This is a genomic window from Nocardioides dilutus (assembly GCF_054779555.1).
Map to the genome: position 1 here is coordinate 597,273 of NZ_BAAGYA010000002.1, position 23,483 is coordinate 620,755.

The following is a 23,483-nucleotide window of genomic DNA, read 5'->3' on the forward strand; positions in this document are numbered from 1 at the left end:
AACGCTACCAGCGCGGCGGGGCGCACAGAAATCGGGACGGCGTAACCGCGGGGGGTCCCGGGTCGTTGCCCGCACAGACCCTCAGACGCCCACCGAAGGCCCTCATGTCCCGCCCTGCACGCGCTCCCTCACTCGTCCTCGCCACGGTGCTCGCCGTGCTCGCCGGCCTCGCCGGCCCGGTCAGCACGGAGGCCGCCCCAGCAGCCTCGGCGGCCGCCGAGGAGGCCGGGATCCCCTTGCCGCACGACGACCCGTTCTACACCTACACCGGCACCAAGCCGCTGGGACAGATCGCCCGGGGCACCGTGCTCAAGAGCCGGTCGGTGACGATCGGCGTCCCGCAGTCGGGCCAGGGATTCCTCCCCGCGACACAGCTGCTCTACCGCACCCAGGACCAGCAGAAGAAGCCCAGCGTGACGGTGACGACGGTGGTCAATCCGACGGGTCCGGCCAATGCCGGCCTGGTCGCCTACCTCAGCTTCTACGACGCCCTCGGCGACAAGTGCAGCCCGAGCTACACGCTGCGCGGCGGGGACCCCGGTCAGGAGAACGCCGAGCTGGCGCAGACGGAGCTGGGGCTGGTGACGACCCTCGCCGCGCAGGGGTACGCCGTCACGGTGCCCGACTTCGAGGGCACCGACCTGCACTGGGTGGCCGGCCAGGAGTCGGGCTGGAGCACCCTGGACAGCATCCGCGCCACCGAGAGCTACCTCGGCATGCCCAAGAGCCAGAAGGTGGCGCTCTTCGGCTACTCAGGGGGCTCGATCGCCGGCGAGTGGGCCAGCGAGCTAGCGCCGACGTACGCACCCGAGCTCAACGTCGTCGGCACGGCCATCGGCGGCATCCCGGTGCACCTCGCCCACAACCTCAGCTATGTCAACGGCAGCCAGACCTGGTCGGGCGTCATCCCCGCGGTGCTGGTGTCGCTGGGCCGCGCCTTCGGGCTCCGGATGGACAAGTACGAGTCGCCCTACGGCAAGCGGGTCACCGACGAGGTCGAGGACGAGTGCATCGGCGGGTTCAACGGCAACTACCCGGGCCTGCGGGTGCAGCGGCTGGTGAAGAAGAAGTACAAGCGCTTCCTGCGGGTGCCGGCCTTCGCGCGCGTGGTCAACCGGCTGATCATGGGCAGCGCCAAGGGGCACCCGACGATGCCGATCTACATGGGGGTCGGCAACCACGACGGCATCGGTGACGACGTGATGGTCGCGAAGGACGTCGAGGCCCTCGCCCACCAGTACTGCGGTCAGGGGGTGACCGTCGAGTTCGAGGTCTACGACGGCGCCGACCACACCCAGGGCGGTCTGCAGTTCTTCCCGACCGCGATGGAGTTCCTCGGCGAGCGTTTCGCCGGCGCCCCGTTCGCCGGCAACTGCGCCGACATCGGTCCGGGCAACTCCCTGGCGCCGCTCAAGGTCAGGAAGAAGCGGCCCTAGTCCCAGCCCTGCCCGAGTCTCGTCTAGCGCGAGGCGAGCACGGCCTGTGCGGCGTTGTGGCCGCCGATCCCGGAGACGGCTCCGCCGCGTCGGGCGCCGGCCCCGCACAGCAGCACCGGTGCGTGGTCGGTCTGGACCCCCCACTGCTGGGCTGGCGTGTCCAGCCGCGCCCGGTTGGAGGCCCAGGGCCAGTCCAGGTCGCCGTGGTGGGGGTGGCCACCGGGCATCGCCAGCTCGTGCTCGATGTCCTGGGGGATGCTGGCATCGAGGCAGGGGCGTCCGGCCGCGTCCACGGCCAGACAGCTCTCCAGCGGGTCGACGAGGTGCGCGTCCAGCGCGGAAATCGCCCGCGACACGACGGTGCCCTTGGTCATGGGGGAGTTGGCGCTGAACAGCGACGCCGGGGTGTTGAGCGTGGTCAGCGTCAGGGTGTGCTGCGCCGACGCCGCGCTCCCCAGGACCGAACGGTCGGTGAGGGTGTGGCACACGACCGAGCAAGGGATGGTGGCCGGCACCCGGCCGGCCGCCGCCTCGGCGTACGACGCCTCCTGGGTCGAGTATTCCGACGCGACGTAGAACGTGCCGGCGAAGGCGACCGCGGGGTCCATCCCGGACTTGAGCCGGGGCAGCCGGTCGAGTAGGAAGTTGACGGTCACCTGCGCGCCCGCGGGCTTCGTCTCCAGGTCGTCGGCCTCGCCCATCAGGATGCGCAGGACCCAGGGGGCCACGTCGGCGAGGACGAACCGGGTCTGGACCGTGTGGGACCCCGACGGGTCGTCCCAGGTCACCTCGGCCGAGTCCTCCCCGGCCCGGATCGCGCTGACGCCGGCGTTGGTCAGGACCTCCGCACCCGACCTGATGGCCGAGGCCGCGAGGGCGTCTGACAGGGCACCCATGCCGCCGACCGGCACCCGCGCCTCACCGGAGCCGTGGCCCATCAGGGCGTAGAGGAAGGCCCGGTTCTGCGCCAGCGAGTCGTCCTTGATCGAGGTGAACGTGCCGTGCAGGGCGTCGGCGGCCACGACGCCGCGGACCGTGTCGTCGGCGAAGCGCCGCTCGATCACCTGACCCAGGGGGACGGTCACGAACTCCCGCCAGGTGCCGGGGTCGAGGTGCTCGGAGACCATGCGCTCGGTCGGCAGAGGCTGCAGCATGGTGGGTGCGACGGCCCGGGCCATCGCGGCGACCTCGCCGTAGAACGAGCACCAGACGTCGTACTCGCGGCCCCCGCCGGTCAACGCGATGAAGGAGTTGCGCGTGGCGCGACCCTCGGGCCGTTCCACCACGAGACCGCTGGCCTTCCCGTCTCGGAACACCGGGGTGTAGGACGCCATCGGGCGCGGCGCGAGCCGGACGTCCACCCCGAGGTCGTCGAGGATCTCTTGCGGCAACAACCAGACCAGGGAGGCGTAGCGCGGCAGCAAGGCCGGGTGACCGTCGAACGCCGCCGTCGACGCCGCCGCGCCACCCACCGACGCGAGCCGCTCGAGGACGAGGACCCGAAGGCCGGCGCGGGCCAGGTAGGCAGCCGAGACGAGTCCGTTGTGTCCGGCGCCGACCACGACGACGTCGTAGGTGCTGCTCATCCCGCCAACCTACGTTCCGGTGGCGGTGAAGTCGGGGAGGCGGCTGACCCGCGGAATATCCAATCTTCAACTACCGTTGAGCCGGGTGCCCCACACCATCGAACGAGAAGAGTGACCCGCCATGCCCGCCATCACCGTCGACGACCTCACCGTGCTCGGTCGCGTCAAGGAGCCCGGCCTGGGTGACCAACCGCGGCCGGTCTGGCAGGTGAGCACCGCCCCGTCGGGATACGAGGGCGAGGGCTTCCCGGTGCGGCGCGCGTTCGCCGGCATCGACCTGAGCCACCTCGACCCGTTCATCATGATGGACCAGATGGGTGAGGTGGAGTATGCGCCGGGAGAGCCCAAGGGCACCCCGTGGCACCCGCACCGGGGTTTCGAGACCGTCACCTACATCATCGACGGCGTCTTCGACCACCGGGACAGCCACGGTGGTGGCGGCACCATCACCAACGGCGACACCCAGTGGATGACGGCCGGCTCCGGGCTGCTGCACATCGAGGCTCCGCCGGAGTGGCTGGTGCAGCAGGGCGGCCTCTTCCACGGCATCCAGCTCTGGGTCAACCTGCCCCGCGACGCCAAGATGAACGACCCGAGATACCAGGACATCCGCTCGGGCGAGGTCGCGCTGCTGACCTCGGCGGACGCTGGGGCGCTGATCCGGGTCATCGCCGGATCGGTCGACGGGCACCACGGCCCGGGATCGACCTTCACGCCCATGTCGCTGGTGCACGCGACGATCGAACCGGGCGCCCGACTGGACTTGCCCTGGGATGTCGACTTCAACGCCCTGGTCTACGTCCTCAACGGTCGCGGCACCGTCGGCACCGAGGGGCGCCCGATCCACCAGGGACAGTCCGCGGTCCTCGGGGCCGGCGACTACCTCACGGTCACCGCGGACGGCAGCCAGGAGAGTCGGTCGCCGAAGCTGGACGTGATCGTGGTCGGTGGCCAGCCGATCCGCGAGCCGCTGGCCTGGGCCGGACCCTTCGTGATGAACACCAAGTCGGAGGTCCTGCAGGCCTACGAGGACTTCCAGCGCGGGATCTTCGGGCACATCCCCGGACTCTGAGCCTCCGAGGAACGAGGAGGGTCAGAGTAGGAGGGGGTCGAGCAGCGCGCGCGACTGAGGGACGAAGTCGGGTCCGCGCGAGTCGAGACCCTCGAAAGCCGATGCTGGAACGTGAGCACGGCCGGTAGGTTTCGAGGCTCGCATGCTCGCAACCCGACCACCGAGGGAACATGGCCCGGCTCTATCGCGACGCGTACGGCGTCCCACACGTGCGGGCCACCTCGGTGCTCGACCTGGTCCGCGGCCAGGGGCTGATCACGGCCAAGGACCGCGCCTGGCAGCTGGAGTACCTCCGCCGCCGGGCGACCGGCACCGCCGCCGAGATCCTCGGGCGGCGGCTGCTCGGCTGGGACGTGCTGGCCCGCCGGACCCGGATGGCCGAGACCGCGCAGCGCGCCTTCGACAACCTGGGCGCCGAGACGCAGGACTTCGTGACGGCGTACGTCGAGGGTGTCAACGCCGGGCTGCACGCGGACGCGCCCGAGCTGGCCGAGCTCGGCGTCGCGCCGGAGTCCTGGGAGCCGTGGACCCCGTTGGCTGTCTTCCACGCCCAGCACCTGCTCTTCGCGGCCCTGCCCGACAAGCTCTGGCGACACCGGGCCCGGTCGGTGCTCGGCGACGATGCCCGGTTCCTGGCCCGGGACGGGGCGGTGACGGCCGGCAGCAACGCCTGGGCGGTGGGTGGCGGTCGGACCACGAGCGGGGTGCCGCTCATCGGCGGTGACCCGCACCGCACGATCGAGTCGCCCGGTGTCTACATGCAGGTGCGTCTGGCCTGCGAGGACCCGGGTGACGGGTTCGACGTCGCCGGGCTCACCTTCCCGGGCGTGCCGGGGGTCCAGCACTTCGCGCACGCGGGCCAGGTGGCCTGGGGTATCACCAACGCCTGCGCCGACTACCAGGACGTGTTCGAGGAGTCGCTGGACGACGTCGTCGAGCAGCACGAGGAGATCGTCGTCGTGCGCGGCGGCGAGACGGTGACCGTCGAGGTGGCGACGACCCCGCGCGGCCCGCTCTTCGAGCTGGACCGTGAGGCGGGGCGCGGGCTCAGCCTCCGGGACGCGGCCACGGTCCTGGGCGACCTCGGCTTCGAGTCGCTGCTGCCGCTGCTGCGGGCGCGCACCGTCGACGACGTCGACGCCGCGCTCGACGCGTGGGTCGAGCCGGGCAACAACGTCGTCATCGCCGACGCCCACGGGGCGGTCCGGTTCCGCAACGCCGGCCGGGTGCCGGTGCACCCGGCCGCCAGTCGCCAGGGGATCGTGGTGTCGTCGGACCCGGAGGGCGGCTGGGACGGCTGGGTCGAGCTGCCCCGCCACGACATCCCGCCGGACGGGCAGGTCGTCACCGCCAACGAGCGCCGGGGCACGGAGAGCGAGCTGATCGGCAACACCTTCGCCCCGCGACATCGCGCCGAGCGCCTGCGCAGCCTGCTCGACGGACGCGACGACCTCGCGCCGTCCGACTTCGAGGCGTTCCACAGCGACACCCTCAACACCGCCGCCGCCGGCCCGGTCGCGCTCGTCCGCGAGCTCGCGCCGACGGCCGCCGGCGCCGAGGTCCAGCGCCTGATCACCGAGTGGGACGGGCGGATGGACGCCGACTCGGCGGGAGCCGCGGCGTTCGCCGCGTGGCGTACCGCGCTGACCAGGCGGCTGGTCGACGAGCCGGCGCTGGCCGGGCTGCGCGACTCCTCGGTCCACGGTGACGTGTTCGCGGTCTTCCTCGACCTCACCGCGTGGGTCGGGCTCGCGATCGAGACGATCGTCGCGGCGGGCGACCCGTTCGGCATCGACGTGCGCCGCCTGGCGACGGCCGCACTGGACGACGCGGCCGGCCACCCGCCGACCTGGGGCGCGACCCATGTGCTGGGGCCCACGCATGCCTTCGACCTTGGAGACGAGGACCTGGTCGCGCCCGAGGTCCCGGCCGTCGCGGTCTCCGGCGACATCGACTGCGTGCTCTGCACCGGCTCGCTGCCCGCGATCACCGACGAGTGCTATCGCGGGTCGGTCGCCCGCTACGTGTGGGACCTCTCGGGCACCGCGACCAGTGGCTGGGTCGTCCCGATGGGCTCCTCGGGAGACCCGCGCAGCCCGCACCACACCGACCAGCTCGAGGCCTGGGCCGAGGGCCGGCTGCTCCCGATCGTCACCGACTGGGGCCTGCTCAACGAGGTGAGCGCAGAGCCGCGCCCAGCCGCCGGACCAGCGGGCGCATGAGCAGCCAGTAGGCGATGCCGACCGCGAACGAGGCGAGCGTCGCCAGCAGGGGGTAGTCGTCCTCGAGGTGGGGATAGACCTGCCAGTGCGTCAGGTAGACGAACAGCGACGACGCGGCCAGCACGCCCAGCGCCGCCGCGACCCGGGCGGGCAGCCGCACCGAGGGGACGTAGGCCAGGGCGGCGACCGACACCACCAGCAGGAGCTCGCGCTGCGGGTCGCCGAAGAACCCGGCAGCCCCGGCCACGGTGCCGATGAGCACGACGACGCGCTGCCGGCTGCTCCTGGCCCGTTGGGCCGCCCAGCCGGCTACGAAGCACCACGCGACGACCCCGACGGTGTAGCGCTCGGTGGGCCCGGCCTCGAGGCCGACCCACGCGAACCGGAGGAGGAGCGCGACCGCCAGGAGCGCGGCGGCTGTCGAGAAGGGCCGGCGCCGCTCCCAGCGGTCGAACGCGCGGACGGACACGAGCGCCACGAGGGCCAGCGAGGTCCACACCAGCGCCTCGAGGAACCAGAACTGCCACTGGTCGGTCCACCGGTCCTGCCCGAGCACCCCGTTGAGGTAGACCGCCGTGCGCAGGTCGTAGTCGCCGGTCGCCAGGCCCACCGCTGCGATGAACAGCGTGCTCGGCACGACGACCTGGGTGGTCGCCACCAGCGCGGCACGGACGCGGGTCGCGCGCGGAGAGTCGGTGAGCTGGAACCGGGCGAAGTTGTAGCCGGCGACGGCGAGCAGCAGGTGTGCCCCGCCGACGACCGTGAACAGGTTGGCGTGCGTGCCGACGATCGCCAGGATCGCGAGCGCACGCAGCAGCACGGTCGGGTCGAGGAGCACCCCACGGCCCGCACGCCGGACCTGCGCCAGCTCGGCCGCGGTGCGGGTGTGCCAGTCGGGTGGGAGGTCGCCGAGCCCTCGGCTGAGCCGGGTGGCGAGCTCGACGTAGGAGAGTGAGTCCCCGCCGAGCCCGACGAAGGTGGAGTCCACCGTGGCGTCCGGACGGCCCAGGACCATCGCGAGCTCGTCGCGGACGTCTCGGGGGGTGAGCGGGGCGGTCTCGGTCGTCGGTGGCAGTGAACTGGCCCCGGCGACCGCCGCCAGCTCCGCCTGGTGCTCCAGTGCCGCCCGGTCCACCTTGCCCGCGCCCGTCCGAGGGAGCTCGTCGATGCTCACGACCCGGACGGCAGTGGCCGGCAGTCCGGTGGCCGCGACGACCCGGGCGCGGACGGCGTCGGTCCGACGCCGGTGCGTCGTGAACGCATGCAGCGCGTCGCCCTGAGTGACGCACCAGACCGGCGTGCGCGGCGTCGAGGCGATCTCCTCGACCCGGTCGAGGTCGAGCCGCAGGCCGAACAGCTTGGTGTGCCGGCCGGTCCGGCCCGTGAGCTCGAACAACCCGTCGCGGAGGCGCCCGAGGTCCCCCGTGCGCAGCTCGGTCAGGGTCCGCCCCTTGGCCAGGTCCGCGGCGGTCTCCGCGTAGCCCAGCATCACGTTAGGGCCGGAGTAGACGAGCTCGCCGACGCCGGGCTCCGTGTCGTCGAGAAGGCCGTCGACCCGGTCGATGCGCAGCGCGCCGCCGGGGATCGGCACACCGATGGCGTCGGGCCTCGAGGCCGCCAGCCGCGGCGGCAGGTAGGCCATCCGGGCGGTCGCCTCGGTCTGCCCGTACATCACGACCAGGTCCCAGCCGTCGCGCTCTCCCAGGGCGGCGTACCTGCGGACCAGGTCCGGCGCGAGCCGGCCACCGGCCTGGGTGACGTAGCGCAGCGACGGGTGCCGCCGCTGCGGGAACCCGGAGCGCTCGAGCAGCTCGAAGGTGTAGGGCACGCCGGCGAACGACGTCGCCCGAGCGTCGTCGAACCGGTCCCAGAAGCAGCGGTCCACGACCGACCCCTCGGTCAGCAGGAGGCTGGCCCCGACCGCGAGATGACTGTGCACCACCGACAGCCCGTAGCAGTAGTGCAGGGGGAGCGAGGTGGCCGCGCGGTCCGCCTGGGTCAGGCCCAGGTAGGTCGCGATGCTGGCCGCGTTGCTGCGCACGTTGTCCGCGGAGAGCCGGACCAGCTTGGGCGAGCCGGTGGAGCCGGACGTGCTCAGCAGCAGCGCCAGGTCCGGGTGCAGGTCGTGGGCCGAGCCGGCGCGACGGATGTCGCTGTGCCAGTGGTCGCCGCGCCGGCGTACGACCACGTCGGGGTCGTAGGTGTCCAGCACCGCGCGTGATCGGGGCACCGCGTCCGGGGAGCCGTCGGGGACGAGGAGGACGACGTGGCCGTGCTGGAGGGCGGCCAGGTAGGCGACCAGGGCGTCGGGGTGGTTGGCGCCTTCGACCAGCACCAGGCGACGGGTGGTCCCGAGCACGGTCTCGGCGAACGCGTCCGCGCGCCCGGCGAGCTCGGAGTAGGAGACCGGACCATCCGGACCGACGAACGCCGTGCGGCCACCGTGGAGCGCCAGGTCGGGCAGGACCTTGCCGCGGGTGCGCTTGGGCGCGAGCAGGACCGTCACCGGAAGACCACCACGGGCCCGGCCACGGCGACGGTGACCGTCGCTCCGGGCGTCGGCACGTCCCACCCGCCGGTGCGGGCGACCAGCACGGGCCCGCCGGGCAGCACGGTCAGCGTGACCGCCGCGGCGTGGCCGTAGTAGGCGACCTCCTCGACCCGGGCCTTGGTCGCGGCGCCGTCCACGCCGAGCAGCAGCTGCTCGGGGCGCACCAGCACCTCGACCTCGCCGTCCGGGACGTCGCCGACGACGTCCAGAACGCCGAGCGCCGTGGTTGCGCGGCCGGAGCGGACCGTCGCCGGCAGCACTCCTGCGCCCCCGACGAACCTGGCGACCTCCGCGTCCACCGGTGACCGGTAGATCTGGCGCGGAGAGGCCGCCTGCACGACCCGGCCCTCGCGCATGACCGCCACCTGGTCGGCCAGGCTGAGCGCCTCGTCCTGGTCGTGGGTGACGAGCACCGCCGTTGCCCCGGCCACCCGCAGGGCCCGGACGACAGCTCGCCCGGTGCTGGCCCGCAGCGACGCGTCGAGCGACGAGAACGGCTCGTCGAGCAGGACCACCGCGGGGTCCGGCGCCAGCGCCCGCGCCAGGGCCACCCGCTGCTGCTGGCCACCGGACAGCTCGTGCGGGTGACGCGAGGCGTAGGACGCGGGCAGCTCGACCAGGTCCAGCATCTCGCCGACCCGGGCCGAGCGACGCAGAGCCCGGGGGAGTCCGAAGGCGATGTTGGCGGCCACGTCGAGGTGCGGGAAGAGGGCGCCCTCCTGCGGGACGTAGCCGACCTTGCGCTGCTGCGGCGCCGTCGCCCGTCGGTCATCGGCGACGACGTCGTCCCCGAACCGGATGGTGCCGGTGTCGGGAACCAGGAAGCCGGCCACGAGCCGCAGGAGGGTGGTCTTGCCGCAGCCCGAGGGGCCGAGTACGGCGGTCACCGAGTCATGCGGCACCGTGAGGTCCACCGACACCACCGCGCGCACGTCGGCGAAGGACTTGCTGACGCCCTCGAGCTGCAGCCGGGTCACCGCGGTGCCTCCCACGGAGAGGTCAGGCTCGCGTGCCGCCCGAGCAGGATCGCGGCCGGCACCGAGATCAGCACCATGAGGAGCGCGTAGGGCGCGGCGGCGCCGTAGGACACCGACGACGACTCGGCCCAGAAGCGGGTGGCGAGTGTGGTCGTGTCGATCGGGGCGATCATCAGCGTCGCGGTGAGCTCGGTCGACACGGCAAGGAAGACCAGGGCGGCGCCCGCACCCAGGCCCGGTGCGATCAACGGCAGCGTGACCCGACGGACCGTCTCGAGCGGACCGACGCCCAGGCTGTGCGAGACCTCGTCCAGCACGACTGGCGCCTGCTCGAGGGCGGCCCGGACGCTGACCACGGCCCGGGGCAGGAACATGATCGCGTAGGCAAGGAGCAGCAGCGCGAAGGTCTGGTAGACCGGCTGGAACACCCGGATGGAGACCGTCACCAGGGCGAGCGCCACCACGATGCCGGGTAGCGCGTTGGCGACGTAGGTGCTGCGCTCCACGAGGTTGCTGGCCAGGCCCGGGTAGCGCACCGCGAGCCAGGCGGCCGGCATCGCCAGCAGGACGGTCAGCGCTGCCGCGGCCGCGCCGAGCCCCAGTGAGGTGCCGGCGGCAGTCGCCAGCGCGCCGACCGGGAACTCGGTGGAGGAGCCGACCCGGAGCCAGTGGACCAGGCTGTAGGCCGGCAGCCCCACGGCCAGTGCGACCACCGCGGCGAGCGCCAGCGTGAGGGGCGCCTTGCCGAGCCCGAGCCGCATCGGCTGGGCGGGGCGGGCGGCGCCGCGTGCGACCCGGGAGTAGCGCCGGTGACCACGCAGCCGCAGCTCGGCCACCAGGATGAGCACGCAGGCCAGCACGAGGACGCTGGCAAGCATGGTGGCCGCCGGGCCGTTGAAGGTCGAGCTGTACTGGTCGTAGATCGCGGTGGTGAACGTCGGGAACTGGAGCATCTGCAGCGCCCCGAACTCCGCGAGCAGGTGCAGCGAGACGAGGAGGCAGCCGCCCAGGACCGCCGGCCGCAGCTGCGGCAGCACCACCCGCACCCACGTCGTCGCCCGGCTGTGGCCCAGCGAGTAGGACGCCTCCTCCAGGGCCGGGTCCAGGCCACGCAGGACCGCGACGACCGGCAGGTAGACGAGCGGGTAGTAAGACAGCGTGATGACGACGAGAGCGCCCGTGAACCCGTGGATCCCGGTGACGAGCGAGGCCCAGCTGTAGCTGTTGACGAACGCCGGGATCGCCAGCGGTGCCACCAGCAGGCCGTGCCAAAGCCGGCGCAGCGGCACGTCCGTGCGTTCGACCGCCCACGCGCACCCGACGCCGAGCACGGTGCAGGTCACCGTGCACGCGGCGACCAGGGCCACCGTGTTGGTCAGGAGCTCTCCGACACGTGGCCGGACCAGCAGGTGCCAGGCCTCGCCGGGCCCGATCAGGACGGTGTAGACGACCACGAAGCCGAGCGGGACCAGCGCCAGGACCCCCACGGCCACCCCGGCGGTAAACAGCGCCGTCGGCACGCGACGTCGCTCGCCCGGGACCTCGGTCGCTGGTGCGCGAGGCCCGTCGGCGGGGGCGGTGGTCGTGCTCAGAGCAGACCTACGTCCTGCATCATCTCGACGACCACCTCGCTGTTGAGGGTGGACACGTCGATCACGGGTGGCTGCAGCTCGCTGAAGGGCTTGACCGGAGGCGCGAGCGAGACGGCGGGGTTGAGCGGGTATTCCAGGGCGTAGGAGTCGGCGATGGCCTGCTGGCCCTCCTCGCCGGCCAGGAACCTGACGAACTCCTGGGCGTCGTCCTGCTTGTCGCTGGACGCGAGCACGCCGGCACCCGAGACGCTGACGAAGGCACCCGGGTCCTGGTTGCCGAAGAAGTGCAGTGCGGAGGAGTCGCTGTTCTCGCCGGACTCCGCCTGGTCGCGGTACCAGTAGTAGTGGTAGATGATCCCGGCGTCGGCCTCGCCGTCGTTGACGGCCTTCATCACGACCAGGTTGTTCTCGAGCACGGTCCCGTTGTCGGCGAGGCTCTGGATCCACGCGCGCGCCGCGTCCTCGCCCTGCGTGGCCACGACCGCGCTGACGATCGCCTGGAAGTCCGCGCCGGTGGGCGAGAACGCCACCCGGCCGGCCCACTCCGGCTCGGCGAGGTCCATCAGCGAGGTGGGCAGCTCCTGCTCGGAGACGGCATCGGTGTTGTAGACGAGCACCGTCGAGCGGGCGATGAAGCCCAGCCAGCTCTTGTCCGAGGGGACGTACTGCGGGGGGATGAGGGCGAGCGTCTCCTCGTCGACGGGGGCGAACAGCCCCGCGTTGTCGACGAGGGTCATCGCGGGGGAGTTCTCGGTGAGGAAGACGTCGGCCGGCGAGGCGTCGCCCTCCTGGACGAGCTGGTTGGCGAGCTCGAGGTCCTTGCCGCTGCGGAGCTTGACGTCTATCCCGGTCTTCTTCTCGAAGAGGGGGGCGACCTCGTTGAGCAGCTCCTCGTGCTGGGCGTTGTAGACCGTGATGAACGGGCCGTCGTCCTCGCCGCCGCAAGCGGCGAGTAGCGGGGTCGTCAGGACGACGGCGGACAGCGCGACCAGTGCGCGGCGCATGGAGAGGCCTCTCGGGGCAGGCTTAGGGACGCCTAACCTTACCTGCTGCCGGCCGGGTCTCGGGTGAGAGATGCTTCACGAAGAACGCCTGGGCGTACGGGTTGTCGTTGTAGCGCTCCGTCGGCCGGTAGCCGGCCCGCTCATACATCGCGATCGCCTCGGTCAGGGTGCCGTTGGTGTCGAGCCGCACGATGCGGTGCCCCATCTCCTGCGCCACGTCCTCGAGCCTCCGCAGGAGCCGGGCACCGAGGCCGGCTCCGCGCCAGCCGTCGTGCACCCACATCCGCTTGATCTCGCCGACGCCCGGTTCGAGCTCGCGCACCCCTCCGCACGCGACCGGCTCCCCGGCGCTCGTGGCGACCAGGAACCGGACGGCGTGCAGTTCGGGGTCGGCGAGGTCGTCCGCCTCGGCGGCCGCGACGTCGAACCCCTCGGCGAAGCGGGTGTCCAGCTCGGCGAAGTAGTGTCCGACGGCTGACCTCGCGGCCGGCGAGCGCGGATCGACCTCCACGAGGTCGACCGTGGCGGCCCGGACCAGCAGGTCGGCCGTGGCCAGCGCTTCGGTCAGCCGGGCCCGCTGTCGCTCGGTGAGCGGCTCGACCAGCCGGGCTGCCAGATGCTCGGACCGGTCGTCGAGACGACGGCGCAACACCCGTCCGCTGCGGGTCAGCGTCACCACTCGGCGGCGCCGGTCGGCGGGGTCGGGACGTACCTCGACCAGCTCGCGTTCCTCCAGCGATCGGAGCTGCCGGGCGAGGTGACCCGAGTCGAGGCCCAGCCGCACCCGCAGGTCGCGCACGGTTGGGTCGCCAGGCTCGCTGCCGATCTCGAACACGAGCCGGGCGAGGCCCAACGGCAGGCCGAGCCCGAGGAACGACTCGTCCAGCGCGCCGATGCGCTGGGTGTAGGTCCGGTTGAACCGCCGGATCACGTCGGTGTCGCCCATTCTCTGACTTTAGTCAGAGAATGGGCCGGGGCAACAGACCTGGGGTGAGTGACGGGACTTGAACCCGCGACATCCGCGACCACAACGCGGCGCTCTACCAGCTGAGCTACACCCACCAAGTGGTCCTGGGCGGGCCAGGACCGACACGGGAGTCTAAGGGAGACCCGCCGTCGGCCGGGAATCGGTATCCACGCCGGGCGTCGTCGGTGGGAGCCGGGCCGGTCAGCCCTCGGCGGCTGCCTCCGCGGGTGGCACCTCGGGCAGGCCGGTGATCGACCCGCTGTGCTTGGCCGCGATCCGCCGGGACGTGTCGCTGTCGGGACCCGGGGAGGGCACGAAGACGGCCTCGCGGTAGTAGCGCAGCTCCTCGATGCTCTCCTGGATGTCAGCAAGGGCACGGTGGTTGCCGCGCTTGGACGGCGCTTGGTAGTAGGCCCGCGGGAACCAGCGCCGGGACAGCTCCTTGATGGAGGACACGTCCACGATCCGGTAGTGGAGGAAGGACTCCAAGGTCGGCATGTCTCGGATCAGGAACGACCGGTCGGTGGCCACGGTGTTGCCGGCCAACGGCGGCCGGCTGCCCTCGGCGCAGAACTTGCGGACATAGGCCAGCACCTGCCGCTCGGCCTCCTGCAGCGTCACGCCGGAGTCGAGCTGGGCGGTCAGACCCGACTTCTGATGCATCTGGCGGACGTAGTCGCCCATCTGGGCGATGGCCTCGTCCGGGGGCTTGATCACGATGTCGACCCCGTCGCCGAGCACGTTGAGGTCGAAGTCGGTCACGAGCGCGGCGACCTCGATCAGCGCATCGTTCACCAGGTCGAGACCTGTCATCTCGCAGTCGATCCAGACCAGTCGCTCGCTCACCCCACCACCCTAGAGCGGCGCAGCGGGAAGCAGCGGGGCCGGCCTCAGGCGAACAGCGCCTCGCCGTACCTCAGGACCACGGCCAGGACCAGGACGAGCAGCCAGACGACGAGCAGGATCAGGTCCAGGTTGGACCGGATGAAGCCGGTCAGCGCGGCCTGCAGTCGTCGAGGCAGGTAGAGGTTGTCGTCGCGGATGTTGATGTAGGTCATCTCGAAGAACACCAGCGTCGTGGCGAGAGTGATCAGCATGCACCACGGGCAGAGCGCGCCGATGTCGAACATCGCCTGCTGGAACAGCCAGTAGGCGAACGCCAGCCCGATCGTGTAGACGACCTGGGCGGCGAGCATGAACCACCGGGGGAAGCGCACGCCGGCCAGGCCGGCGACGGCGATCGTGATCACGACGGGCTCGGTCATCAGCCCGAGGAACGCGTTGGGGAAGCCGAGGACGTGGGCCTGCCAGGAGTTGGCGACGGTGCCGCAGCTGATCACCGCGTTGATGTCGCAGCCCAGGTCGGCGTTGGGGTTCTCCGCGAGCGTCAGCGCCTCGACCGACAACACGAACGACGCCACGAGGCTGGCCAGCGAGGCGATCAGCATCGTCACCCAGACGGTGACACTGCTGTGGCGGAACTCGCCCAGCCGCGACCCGTGGACCGGGGGCGCGAGCTCGTCGAGGGTGCGGGTCACTGGTCGCCGGCGGCGGACTCGATCGCCTCGGTCAGGTCTCCGACGGAGTAGGGGTCGCCCCCGAACACCTCGCCGTCGATCTTGATCGTCGGGGTGCCCTTGATGCCGGAGTCGAAGGCCTCCACGGTGACCGACGCGACCCACTGCTCGAACGTGTCGTCCGTGAACCGGTCGACCACGTCATCGGGAACCCCGGAGTCGCGGGCGATCGCCGCGATGTCGTCGTCGCTGAGCCCTTCGGTGCCCTCCTCCGGCTGCTCCGCGTAGAGCGCGCGGTGGAAGGTCCAGGCCGTTTCGGGAGCGCCGTCCACGACGGTGGCGAAGGCGTTGGCCGCGCGCGTGGAGTAGCGGGTGCCCTCGGACGTCTCGTCGAGGAAGGAGATCGGACGCAGCTCCAGCCGAGCGACGCCCTCGCTCATCAGCCGGTCGAGCTCGTCGCCGTTGGCGGCCTCGAAGGCGCCGCACGCGGGACACATGTAGTCGTAGAAGACCTCGACAGCCACCGGAGCGTCCGCAGTGCCGACCTGGACCGCGCCCGAGTCCGTGATGTTCCGCGGCGGGACGACCTCCCCGGTCGGCCCCGCGACGTCGCGATCGCTGCCACCGGTCGCATTGACCACAGCCAGCACGATCGCCGCGACCAGACCGACGATCACGATGCCGCCCAGCACCTGCACGATCCTGCGCTGCTTCGCCTTCTTCGCAGCTGCCTCGAGCTGTGCCTTGCGCAGCTCCTGGGTCCTGATGCGTGACTGCTTGCTCATCCGCTGCTTTCGTTGTCGTGCCGGTCGATGCCTCGGGCTCGTTCGCGTCCAGGGTAGGAGGCGATTCCTCGATCACCATGGGCCCAGGCCGTGGTCGGGACGAACGTCCCCCCAGGTCGGGACGTCGTGCCCGGCGGTCGACAACTGGCAGTCCACCCGTTCCAGGAGGTTGAGTGGTCTGGTGACACCTCCCACCCGCCACGGCCCCGACCAGTTCATCCGGGGCCTCCCCAAGGCCGAGCTGCACGTGCACCACGTCGGCTCGGCCTCGCCGCGCATCGTCAGCGAGCTGGCCGCCCGCCACCCGGGCCCGGTCCCGAGCGACCGCGACGAGCTGGGCCGCTTCTACGAGTTCCGCGACTTCGCGCACTTCATCGAGGTCTACCTGGCCGTCGTCGCGCTCATCCGGACCCCCGAGGACGTGCACTACCTGACCTACGAGGTCGCCCGGGAGATGGCCACCGAGCAGCGGCTGCGCTACGCCGAGCTCACCTGCACGCCGTACACCTCGGTCCGGCCCGACGACCCGTCGCTCGGCATGCCGATCGAGGCCTACACCGAGGCGATCGAGACCGCTCGGGTCGAGGCCGAGCGCGACTTCGGGCTGGTCCTGCGCTGGATCTACGACATTCCCGGCGAGTTCGGGCTGCCGGCCGCCGAGGCGACGCTGTCGTACGCCGTCGACCACCGTCCGGAGGGGCTGGTCGCCTTCGGGCTGGGTGGCCCTGAGATCGGCGTGCCGCGCGCCCAGTTCAAGCCGGTGTTCGACGCCGCGCGTGCGGCCGGTCTGCACTCGGTCCCGCACGCCGGCGAGACGACCGGGCCGGAGACGGTCTGGGAGTCGCTGCGCCTCCTCGGTGCCGAGCGCATCGGGCACGGCACCTCGTCGGCGCAGGACCCGGCCCTGCTCGCCCACCTCGCGGACACCGGCGTACCGCTGGAGGTCTGCCCGTCGTCCAACGTCGCCACCCGGGCGGTGGCCAGCCTGGCCGAGCACCCGATCACCGCGTTCCGCGACGCGGGCGTCGTGATCACCCTGGGCTCGGACGACCCGCCGATGTTCTCGACCTCCCTCAACCGGGAGTACGAGATCGCTGCGGACCTGCTCGGCCTGGACCGGGAGGGAGTCGCTGACCTGGCCCGGGCCGGCGTCCACGCGTCGTTCGCCGAGCCGCAGGTCAAGGCCCGCATCCTCGGCGAGATCGACGAGTACACCGCGCAGTCGTCGGGACCGGGAAGTGGTCAGGCACCAAGTAGTCCAGGCCCCAAATAGTTCAGGCCCCGCAACCTCATACGATGCGGGGCCACGACCAACGTAGGGGCGGCACCGCCTCGGTCCCCGGATTGACGCGGCGTGTCGCACGTGGCTGATGTGACGGCCGCGCGACGCTCCGAGTCCCGTCGGCGGAAGCGCCGTGACCCGCTTCACCCCGACGTCGTCACCCTTTGGGGTGTCGAACGGGCGGTCGCGGGGTAACGCGGTGACATGAGCACTCACCCAGGAAACGGCCCTGTCCGGGTGGCCGTCGTCAACGACTACGAGCTCGTCGTGCGGGGGGTCGCCGGCCTACTCGAGCCCTACTCCGACCGGGTCGCGGTCGTCGAGCTCGACGCCAAGGTCGCCGTCGTGCAGGACGTCGACGTGGTCCTCTACGACACCTTCGGCCAGGTGCAGGGTGATGGGATCGACCTCGACGACCTCGTCGAGGGCAACGGCGCCAAGGTGGCGATCTTCAGCTGGAACCTGCAGCCCGAGCTGGTCGCCCGCTCGATCCAGCAGGGCGCGTCCGGCTACCTGTCGAAGAGCCTCCAGGGGGAGGAGCTGGTGCGTGCGATCGAGGCTGTGCACGCCGGCCACGTCGTGGTGCCGACCAGGCCGGCCGGCCGGGACCGCGAGGCAGGTGACTGGCCGGGCAAGGCGATGGGCCTGACCGCCCGGGAGGCCGAGATCATCGCGCTCATCACCCAGGGCCTGTCCAACCAGGAGATCGCCAGGCGCAGCTACCTGTCGATCAACTCGGTCAAGACCTACATCCGCACTGCCTACCGCAAGATGGGGGTCGCGAGCCGCTCGCAGGCCGTGCTCTGGGGTGTCAGCCACGGCTTCCGCCCCGACGTGATGCGGGAGACCTCGACGCCGCCCCCCGGCTAGGACACAGTCCTAGTCGGCCCGACGTCCGCGGTTCAGCCGCCGAGCCGCCAGCCGCCCAAGGGCAGGTCGAGCGCGGCCTGCGGGCCCCACGAGCCCTTCGCGTAGGGCAGCACCTCGGGCGGGTCGTCGAGCAACGGCTGGCAGACCTCCCAGAGCCGTTCGACCTCGTCGGACCGGGTGAACAGGGTGCGGTCCCCGCGCAGGACGTCGAGGATCAGTCGCTCGTAGGCCTCGAGCGGGTCGTCGTGCGGGAAGTCCTGGGCGAAGTCGACCGCCATCACGGCCTCGACGAGCTCCATGTCGGGGCCGGGCTTCTTGGCCCGCATCTCCAGCGAGATGTGGGCCTCGTCGCTCAGCTGGAGGATCAGCTCGTTGGGACCCGGGTCGACCCCGTCCGCCGACAGCGGCGCCCACCAGTCGCAGACCGGGTTGCGGAAGCGCAGCGTGATGGTGCGGCAGCTCAGCGCCATCGCCTTGCCGGTGCGCAGGTAGAAGGGGACGCCGCGCCAGCGGTCGTTGTCGACGAACGCCTCGATCGCCACGAACGTCTCGACCGACGAGTCGGGGTCGACATCCTCCTCGTCGCGATAGCCCTCGTACTGGCCGAAGACCACCCGCTCGCGGTCGAGTGGCTGCAGCTGCTCGAACACCCGAGCCTTGGCGTCGCGCAAGTGTCGCTCGTGGAAGGCGCCCGGATCCTCGAGCCCCACGAAGCCGAGCAGCTGGCACAGGTGGGTCGAGATCATGTCCCGCAGACAGCCGGTGCCTTCGTAGAAGCTGCCGCGGCCCTGGATGTCGAGCTCCTCGGGCACGTCGATCTGCACCGACTCGATGCTGCGCCGGTCCCACGCCGGCTCGAACAGCCCGTTGGCGAAGCGCAGCGCCAGGATGTTCTGGACCGCCTCCTTGCCCAGGAAGTGGTCGATGCGGAACACCTGGTCCTCCTCGACGACCTCCTTGAGCGCCGCGTCGAGCGTCCGGGCGGACCCCAGGTCGAGACCGAACGGCTTCTCGACGACCAGCCGGGCGCGGTCGGCGAGCCCCTCCCGGCCGAGCATCGCGATCATGCCGAGCATCGCCGACGGTGGCACGGACAGGTAGACCAGGCGGCGTACGTCGTCTGTCGACGTGTCCCCGTCACCGAGCTCGGCCTCGGCCGCCTGGACGGCTGCGGCGAGGTCGGCGCCGTCCTCGGCGTTGGAGGTCTGGAAGCTGACCCGCGCGAGCAGGTCGTCGGCCACCTCCTCGTCGAGGTCCTCGACCCGTTCCTCGAGCGACCCACGCACCGACCTGCGGAACTCCTCGTCCGTGCCCGGGGACGTGCGGCCGCTGCCGATGACCCGGAAGTCGTGGGGCAGCCGGCCTGCGGCCGCGAGGTTGTAGAGCCCGGGGAACAGCTTGCGGGCGGCGAGGTCGCCCGTCGCACCGAACAGGACCAGGACGTGCGGAGCGAGGCCGTTGCCGTTCGGGGAGCTCGAGGAGGACGCGGACATGGCCCCATGGTTACCCAGGCAACCCAGCCGGCACCGATAGCGTCCCAGGACCATGCGCACTCGACTCCCAGCTCTGGCTGCCGCCGGTGCGGCCTCCCTCGCCCTCTTCGCCGCCTGCGCCGATCCCGAGACCGACGACGCGGACCCGGACGCCAGCGAGTCGCCGACGGCCAGCACCGATGGCTCCCCGACCGCCTCGCCGACCGCCGAGCCGACCGAGGAGCCTCCGTCAGGAGCCGGCACGACGATGTTGTCGACGAAGGGGCTGGCCCAGGGCCCCGCGCCGGCCGTCCCCTACCTCGTCGCGACCGACCCGAACGACCCGGCCGGCACCTGGGCGCTGGTGCGGCCGGCGGGCGAGACGCTCGAGCTCGACGTGGAGCGCCCCTTCGGGTTCGCGACGATGGGCAACGGGCTGGTCGTCCTGGCCGACGACGGCGACGGGGCCGCAGTCTCGATCCTGGACGGGACCGGTGACGCCGAGAGCAGCGAGGAGGTCCGTGGCTACCGGCTCGCCGTGACGCCGGACCGGTCGATCGTCGCCTGGCTCGGCACCGCCGGCCAGCCGACGGCCGTCGAGGGTGGCGGTGCCCGCTCGTTCGACCTTCCCGAGGTCGCGCAGGGCACCGAGCTGGGCGCCATCCTCGGCAGTGGCACCTGCAAGGAGGCCGAGCCGGAGGGGGGTGGCTGCACCGCGTTCGTCAACGCCGACGAACCTCGCGCCGCCTACGTCTCGACCTCGCACGGCCTCGTCGACGTCGCCGGCTCGATGCTCGCCGTCGTCGACGCGGCCGCGGACGGACGGATGGTCGGCCTGCAGTCGGTGACGGATGAAGGGTCGTGCAGCGGCGTCTATCTCGTCGGCGACGACATGGCCTGGCAGACCTGCGACCACACCCTGACCCAGTTCGCCCCCGACGCGACCCGCGTGCTGGGCACCGACGCCTACCTCGACGGTTTCGGCCAGCGCTCGGTGGCGTTCCTCGACGCGGCCGACGGGGCCCTCCTCCACGAGTTCACGAGCAAGGGCAAGGGACCGACCGTGCTGCAGACGGCCTGGGAGGACGAGGACCACGTGCTCGCGGTCGTCTACGAACGGGGCCGGTGGTCGGTCGTGCGGCTGGGCGCCGACGGCTCGGCGGAGCTGGCCCTCGCGCCGCAGGCGGGCAGCGACCTCGACCGTCCCTACGTCCTCGAGGAGGACTGAGAGCGCTGTCAGGGCGAGAACCGCTTCGGCTTTGCCGATTCTCCCTCGCGCACCGATGGCCCGACGTACCTTGAACGGGTGAGGGAGAAGTCTCGTGGTGTGACCCGTGTGGTCACCGTTCTGTTCCTGTCCATCTCGGTCGCGCTCAGCGGTCTGGTTCTCGCCTCGCCGGCCTCGGCGGTGGTCTCGACGATCGACTACACGCTGGACGGCGCCGACCCGACGATGACGACCCCGCTCGGGGGCGACAGCACCGCGCCCTGCGTGGACGACGCGACCGCCGGCACCTACTCCTACGAGGTCGTCAGGTTCAAGCCGACGGTGACGGGGAGCTACACGATCTCCGAGGGCGCGGCGTCGCCTGACGGCCGGATCGGCATCTACACCGCTGCGTTCGCGCCCACCGACAAGCTCGCGAGCTGCCTGGCGTTCATCGACGACAACACCTCCTCGCCGTTCAGCGTGGGACTGACCGCCGGCGTCACTTACACCATGGTGCGCTCCTCGGGTGTCAGCGGCGGCTCCGGCAGCTACCAGTTCGACGTCGACGGCCCGGGCGTCCTCACCGTCCTGACCTCGACGGCCACCACCTTGACCACTACGCCCAACCCGTCCGAGCTGTCCAAGGCGACCACCCTCAAGGCCGTCGTCGCAGGTGGGGCCACGCCGAACGGGACCGTCGAGTTCCGCGACGGAGCCACCCTGCTCGGCTCCGTGCCACTTGCGGGCGGCGTCGCACAGCTGGCGGTCTCGTCGATGGCCGTCGGCAACCACACGCTGAGCGCGGCCTACCTCGGGGACGACACCCACGACGTCTCCACCGGGATCGCGCTGCACAAGGTGCAGTACGGCCCGAAACCCAAGGTGAAGCTGTCGGTCTCCGACAAGACCCCCTACGTCGGTCAGAAGATCAAGCTGACCTGGGTCACGACCGGCGCCGACGAGGTCAAGGCGAGCGGCAACTGGAAGGGCAGCCGCGCCAAGAAGGGCAGCAAGCGGATCAGGATCAAGACCCTCGGGTTCCACGTCTTCAAGCTCAAGGCGACCAACGTCAACGGCTCGGACCGGGCGAAGGTCAAGGTCATCGCCCAGCGCGCCCCGAAGAAGTTCACCGTGACCGTGCCGGACGAGTTCCTCACGGTGAACTCCAAGGTGCGGGTCAAGGCCGACGGGCTGGATGCCAAGGAGCGCTTCAAGGTCTTCCTCGACGACGAGCTGCTCGGCAAGGGGTTCGCCGACAAGCGGGGCGACGCCAGTGCGCTGGTGCTCATCCCCAAGGGCGTCAAGGAGGGTGACCACACGCTGACCGTCATGGGCAGCAACAAGTCTCGGGTCGGCAGTGTGGATGTCGTCGTCCTTGCTCCCAAGGAGCTGGAGGTCGAGCTCAGGAAGAAGGTCATCAAGTCGGACGGCACCCAGACCGTCACCGTCACCGGCCTGCTGGAGGGCGAGCGCGTCACGCTGACCTACGACGGCGAGGAGCTGGTCGAGGCCAAGGCCGACCAGGACGGCGAGTTCAAGTACACGTTCCCGGTCGGCAGTGATCCCGGGACGAAGACCGTCGAAGTGGTCGGCGGCATCCCCGGCAGGGCCGGGGAGGCGACCTTCGAGGTCGACTCGGGGCCTGGCCCCGATCTCTAGGGAGACCTACACTTCAGCGAACTTCACGGGGGAGGGCCTGATGAGTGCTAGGAGAGCGGCCGCGACGTTGGTCGCCGGGTTGCTGCTGGCGGTGCCGGCGGTCGCCGAGGCGAAGACGATCAACGGCGACAACGGCAAGAACCGCCTCAAGGGCACCAACAACGCCGACACGATCAACGCCAAGGGCGGCAACGACAAGATCAAGGCCAAGGGCGGCAACGACCGGGTCGACGGTGGGCTCGGCAAGGACAAGGCCTTCGGCGACGACGGCAACGACAAGCTGTCGCTCGGAGCCGGCGATGACAGGGGCTACGGCGGCTCGGGCTCGGACACGATCCAGGGCCAGGACGGCAACGACGTCCTGCACGGCGAGTCCGGCAACGACAAGGTCGCCGGCGGTCTGGGCAACGACACCATCACCGGCTCCGACGGTGACGACGCCCTCGAGGGCGACGACGGCAACGACAGCATCGACGCCGGGATCGGCAACGACAGCGTCAACGGCGGAGGCGGCAACGACAGCGTCCTGGGCGGCGACGGCTCGGACACGATCAACGGCAACGCCGGCGACGACACGATCGACGGCAGCACCGGCAACGACGACATCAACAGCGGGACCGAGAACGACTCGGTCATCGGCGGCGATGGCAACGACCGGATCCAGCTCGGCGCAGGCAACGACCGGGGCATGGGTGGCGCGGGCGACGACGACCTGATCGGGATCGACGGCAACGACTACATGGACGGCGAGCTCGGTGACGACCATGTCTCCGGCGGTGGCGGCAACGACACGCTCATCGGTGGCGACGGCGCCGATGACATGGACGGCGGGGACGGCAACGACCTCATCTACGGCGGTCCGGGCGACGAGGGGCTCGAGAAGGACCCGGACGGCAAGGGCAGCATCACCGGTGACGCGGGCGACGACATCATGGTGCCGGGTCCGGGGCGTGACTTCGTCTACGGCGAGGAAGGCAACAACGTCATCATCGCCCGCAACGACGGGGTCCAGGACGAGTTCTTCTGCGCGCTCAAGGTCGGCAACACGGTGGGCATCCTGATCTACATCGTCTCGACGGATCCGCTGGTCCCCACGGTCGACCCCCTGGACAGCCCGGTGACCCAGTGCCGGGTCCTCGAGTGGACCGAGTCCCAGGTGGCCGAGCGCTACCCGACGGTCGACCTCAGTCTCATCTGACGCAGCAAAATCCCGAAACCGCCGTGCGGCGGCGTTCCGACAGCAACACTGGAGACACAAGTCGGTAACAGCCCCCCGGAGAT

General features: G+C 71.2%; 18 protein-coding genes and 1 tRNA gene. 8 read left to right on the plus strand and 11 right to left on the minus strand.

Going from position 1 to position 23,483, the window contains the following annotated elements:
- The first annotated feature begins 104 nt into the window (after window positions 1–104).
- Window positions 105–1,436, plus strand: coding sequence for a lipase family protein (locus tag ACYVC6_RS12550; protein ID WP_460714509.1), 1,332 nt, complete (start codon window positions 105–107; stop codon window positions 1,434–1,436).
- A 23-nt stretch (window positions 1,437–1,459) separates the two neighbouring features.
- On the opposite strand, the gene ACYVC6_RS12555 is transcribed toward ACYVC6_RS12550, so the two are convergent.
- On the minus strand, window positions 1,460–3,022 hold the full coding sequence (locus ACYVC6_RS12555) for a phytoene desaturase family protein (RefSeq protein ID WP_460714511.1): 1,563 nt from the start codon (window positions 3,020–3,022) through the stop codon (window positions 1,460–1,462).
- Between the two features lie 121 nt (window positions 3,023–3,143).
- Here ACYVC6_RS12555 and ACYVC6_RS12560 point away from each other — a divergent pair, with 121 nt between their 5' ends.
- Entirely contained in the window at window positions 3,144–4,094 is a 951-nt protein-coding gene (locus ACYVC6_RS12560) for a pirin family protein (protein ID WP_460714513.1), read from the plus strand.
- Between the two features lie 170 nt (window positions 4,095–4,264).
- On the plus strand, window positions 4,265–6,316 hold the full coding sequence (locus tag ACYVC6_RS12565; protein ID WP_460714515.1) for a penicillin acylase family protein: 2,052 nt from the start codon (window positions 4,265–4,267) through the stop codon (window positions 6,314–6,316).
- On the opposite strand, the gene ACYVC6_RS12570 is transcribed toward ACYVC6_RS12565, so the two are convergent.
- The 9 genes from ACYVC6_RS12570 to ACYVC6_RS12610 all read right to left on the minus strand — a co-directional run bounded on the left by ACYVC6_RS12570 (window position 6,264) and on the right by ACYVC6_RS12610 (window position 15,709).
- Entirely contained in the window at window positions 6,264–8,822 is a 2,559-nt protein-coding gene (locus tag ACYVC6_RS12570) for an AMP-binding protein (RefSeq protein ID WP_460714517.1), read from the minus strand. The two genes, ACYVC6_RS12565 and ACYVC6_RS12570, sit on opposite strands and share 53 nt — an antisense overlap.
- Complete coding sequence (locus tag ACYVC6_RS12575) at window positions 8,819–9,859, minus strand: ABC transporter ATP-binding protein (protein ID WP_460714519.1); 1,041 nt, start codon at window positions 9,857–9,859, stop codon at window positions 8,819–8,821. Before ACYVC6_RS12575 ends, ACYVC6_RS12570 begins: the two co-directional genes overlap by 4 nt.
- The gene (locus ACYVC6_RS12580) at window positions 9,841–11,364 is read right to left on the minus strand and encodes an ABC transporter permease (protein ID WP_460714521.1); all 1,524 of its coding nucleotides are present in this window, start codon (window positions 11,362–11,364) and stop codon (window positions 9,841–9,843) included. Before ACYVC6_RS12580 ends, ACYVC6_RS12575 begins: the two co-directional genes overlap by 19 nt.
- A gap of 68 nt (window positions 11,365–11,432) precedes the next feature.
- On the minus strand, window positions 11,433–12,440 hold the full coding sequence (locus tag ACYVC6_RS12585) for an iron ABC transporter substrate-binding protein (protein WP_460714523.1): 1,008 nt from the start codon (window positions 12,438–12,440) through the stop codon (window positions 11,433–11,435).
- Between the two features lie 22 nt (window positions 12,441–12,462).
- Window positions 12,463–13,386 carry a GNAT family N-acetyltransferase gene (locus ACYVC6_RS12590; RefSeq protein ID WP_460714525.1) on the minus strand — a complete coding sequence of 308 codons (924 nt, stop codon included), beginning with the start codon at window positions 13,384–13,386 and terminating at the stop codon, window positions 12,463–12,465.
- A 40-nt stretch (window positions 13,387–13,426) separates the two neighbouring features.
- Window positions 13,427–13,502, minus strand: a tRNA-His gene (locus ACYVC6_RS12595).
- A 106-nt stretch (window positions 13,503–13,608) separates the two neighbouring features.
- Window positions 13,609–14,253 carry an oligoribonuclease gene (orn, locus tag ACYVC6_RS12600; protein WP_460714527.1) on the minus strand — a complete coding sequence of 215 codons (645 nt, stop codon included), beginning with the start codon at window positions 14,251–14,253 and terminating at the stop codon, window positions 13,609–13,611.
- A gap of 44 nt (window positions 14,254–14,297) precedes the next feature.
- On the minus strand, window positions 14,298–14,945 hold the full coding sequence (locus ACYVC6_RS12605) for a vitamin K epoxide reductase family protein (protein WP_460714529.1): 648 nt from the start codon (window positions 14,943–14,945) through the stop codon (window positions 14,298–14,300).
- A complete protein-coding gene (locus ACYVC6_RS12610; protein WP_460714531.1) occupies window positions 14,942–15,709 on the minus strand; it encodes a DsbA family protein in 768 nt (255 codons plus the stop codon). The genes ACYVC6_RS12605 and ACYVC6_RS12610 overlap by 4 nt, the downstream gene beginning before the upstream one ends.
- A 181-nt stretch (window positions 15,710–15,890) precedes the next feature.
- Between ACYVC6_RS12610 and ACYVC6_RS12615 the strand changes: the two genes are divergently transcribed.
- Both ACYVC6_RS12615 and ACYVC6_RS12620 read left to right on the plus strand, forming a co-directional pair.
- Window positions 15,891–16,982: an adenosine deaminase gene (locus ACYVC6_RS12615; protein WP_460714533.1), complete on the plus strand. Its 1,092-nt coding sequence runs from the start codon at window positions 15,891–15,893 to the stop codon at window positions 16,980–16,982.
- A 213-nt stretch (window positions 16,983–17,195) separates the two neighbouring features.
- A complete protein-coding gene (locus ACYVC6_RS12620) occupies window positions 17,196–17,861 on the plus strand; it encodes a response regulator transcription factor (RefSeq protein ID WP_460714535.1) in 666 nt (221 codons plus the stop codon).
- 32 nt (window positions 17,862–17,893) lie between these two features.
- Here the strand turns inward: ACYVC6_RS12620 and zwf are convergent, their stop codons facing one another.
- Window positions 17,894–19,354 carry a glucose-6-phosphate dehydrogenase gene (zwf, locus tag ACYVC6_RS12625; protein ID WP_460714537.1) on the minus strand — a complete coding sequence of 487 codons (1,461 nt, stop codon included), beginning with the start codon at window positions 19,352–19,354 and terminating at the stop codon, window positions 17,894–17,896.
- Window positions 19,355–19,406: 52 nt separating this feature from the next.
- Between zwf and ACYVC6_RS12630 the strand changes: the two genes are divergently transcribed.
- The 3 genes from ACYVC6_RS12630 to ACYVC6_RS12640 all read left to right on the plus strand — a co-directional run bounded on the left by ACYVC6_RS12630 (window position 19,407) and on the right by ACYVC6_RS12640 (window position 23,400).
- Window positions 19,407–20,561: a hypothetical protein gene (locus ACYVC6_RS12630; RefSeq protein WP_460714539.1), complete on the plus strand. Its 1,155-nt coding sequence runs from the start codon at window positions 19,407–19,409 to the stop codon at window positions 20,559–20,561.
- Window positions 20,562–20,639: 78 nt separating this feature from the next.
- Entirely contained in the window at window positions 20,640–22,202 is a 1,563-nt protein-coding gene (locus ACYVC6_RS12635) for an Ig-like domain-containing protein (protein ID WP_460714541.1), read from the plus strand.
- 40 nt (window positions 22,203–22,242) lie between these two features.
- Window positions 22,243–23,400 carry a calcium-binding protein gene (locus tag ACYVC6_RS12640; RefSeq protein WP_460714543.1) on the plus strand — a complete coding sequence of 386 codons (1,158 nt, stop codon included), beginning with the start codon at window positions 22,243–22,245 and terminating at the stop codon, window positions 23,398–23,400.
- Window positions 23,401–23,483: the final 83 nt, after the last annotated feature.

Coding starts and splice junctions, on each gene's coding strand:
- ACYVC6_RS12565 (WP_460714515.1), top strand. CDS start 4,265: ATGGCCCGGCTCTATCGCGACGCGTACGGCGTCCCACACGTGCGGGCC.
- zwf (WP_460714537.1), bottom strand. CDS start 19,354: ATGTCCGCGTCCTCCTCGAGCTCCCCGAACGGCAACGGCCTCGCTCCG.
- ACYVC6_RS12560 (WP_460714513.1), top strand. CDS start 3,144: ATGCCCGCCATCACCGTCGACGACCTCACCGTGCTCGGTCGCGTCAAG.
- ACYVC6_RS12630 (WP_460714539.1), top strand. CDS start 19,407: ATGCGCACTCGACTCCCAGCTCTGGCTGCCGCCGGTGCGGCCTCCCTC.
- ACYVC6_RS12610 (WP_460714531.1), bottom strand. CDS start 15,709: ATGAGCAAGCAGTCACGCATCAGGACCCAGGAGCTGCGCAAGGCACAG.
- ACYVC6_RS12585 (WP_460714523.1), bottom strand. CDS start 12,440: ATGCGCCGCGCACTGGTCGCGCTGTCCGCCGTCGTCCTGACGACCCCG.
- ACYVC6_RS12555 (WP_460714511.1), bottom strand. CDS start 3,022: ATGAGCAGCACCTACGACGTCGTCGTGGTCGGCGCCGGACACAACGGA.
- ACYVC6_RS12550 (WP_460714509.1), top strand. CDS start 105: ATGTCCCGCCCTGCACGCGCTCCCTCACTCGTCCTCGCCACGGTGCTC.
- ACYVC6_RS12620 (WP_460714535.1), top strand. CDS start 17,196: ATGAGCACTCACCCAGGAAACGGCCCTGTCCGGGTGGCCGTCGTCAAC.
- ACYVC6_RS12640 (WP_460714543.1), top strand. CDS start 22,243: ATGAGTGCTAGGAGAGCGGCCGCGACGTTGGTCGCCGGGTTGCTGCTG.
- ACYVC6_RS12590 (WP_460714525.1), bottom strand. CDS start 13,386: ATGGGCGACACCGACGTGATCCGGCGGTTCAACCGGACCTACACCCAG.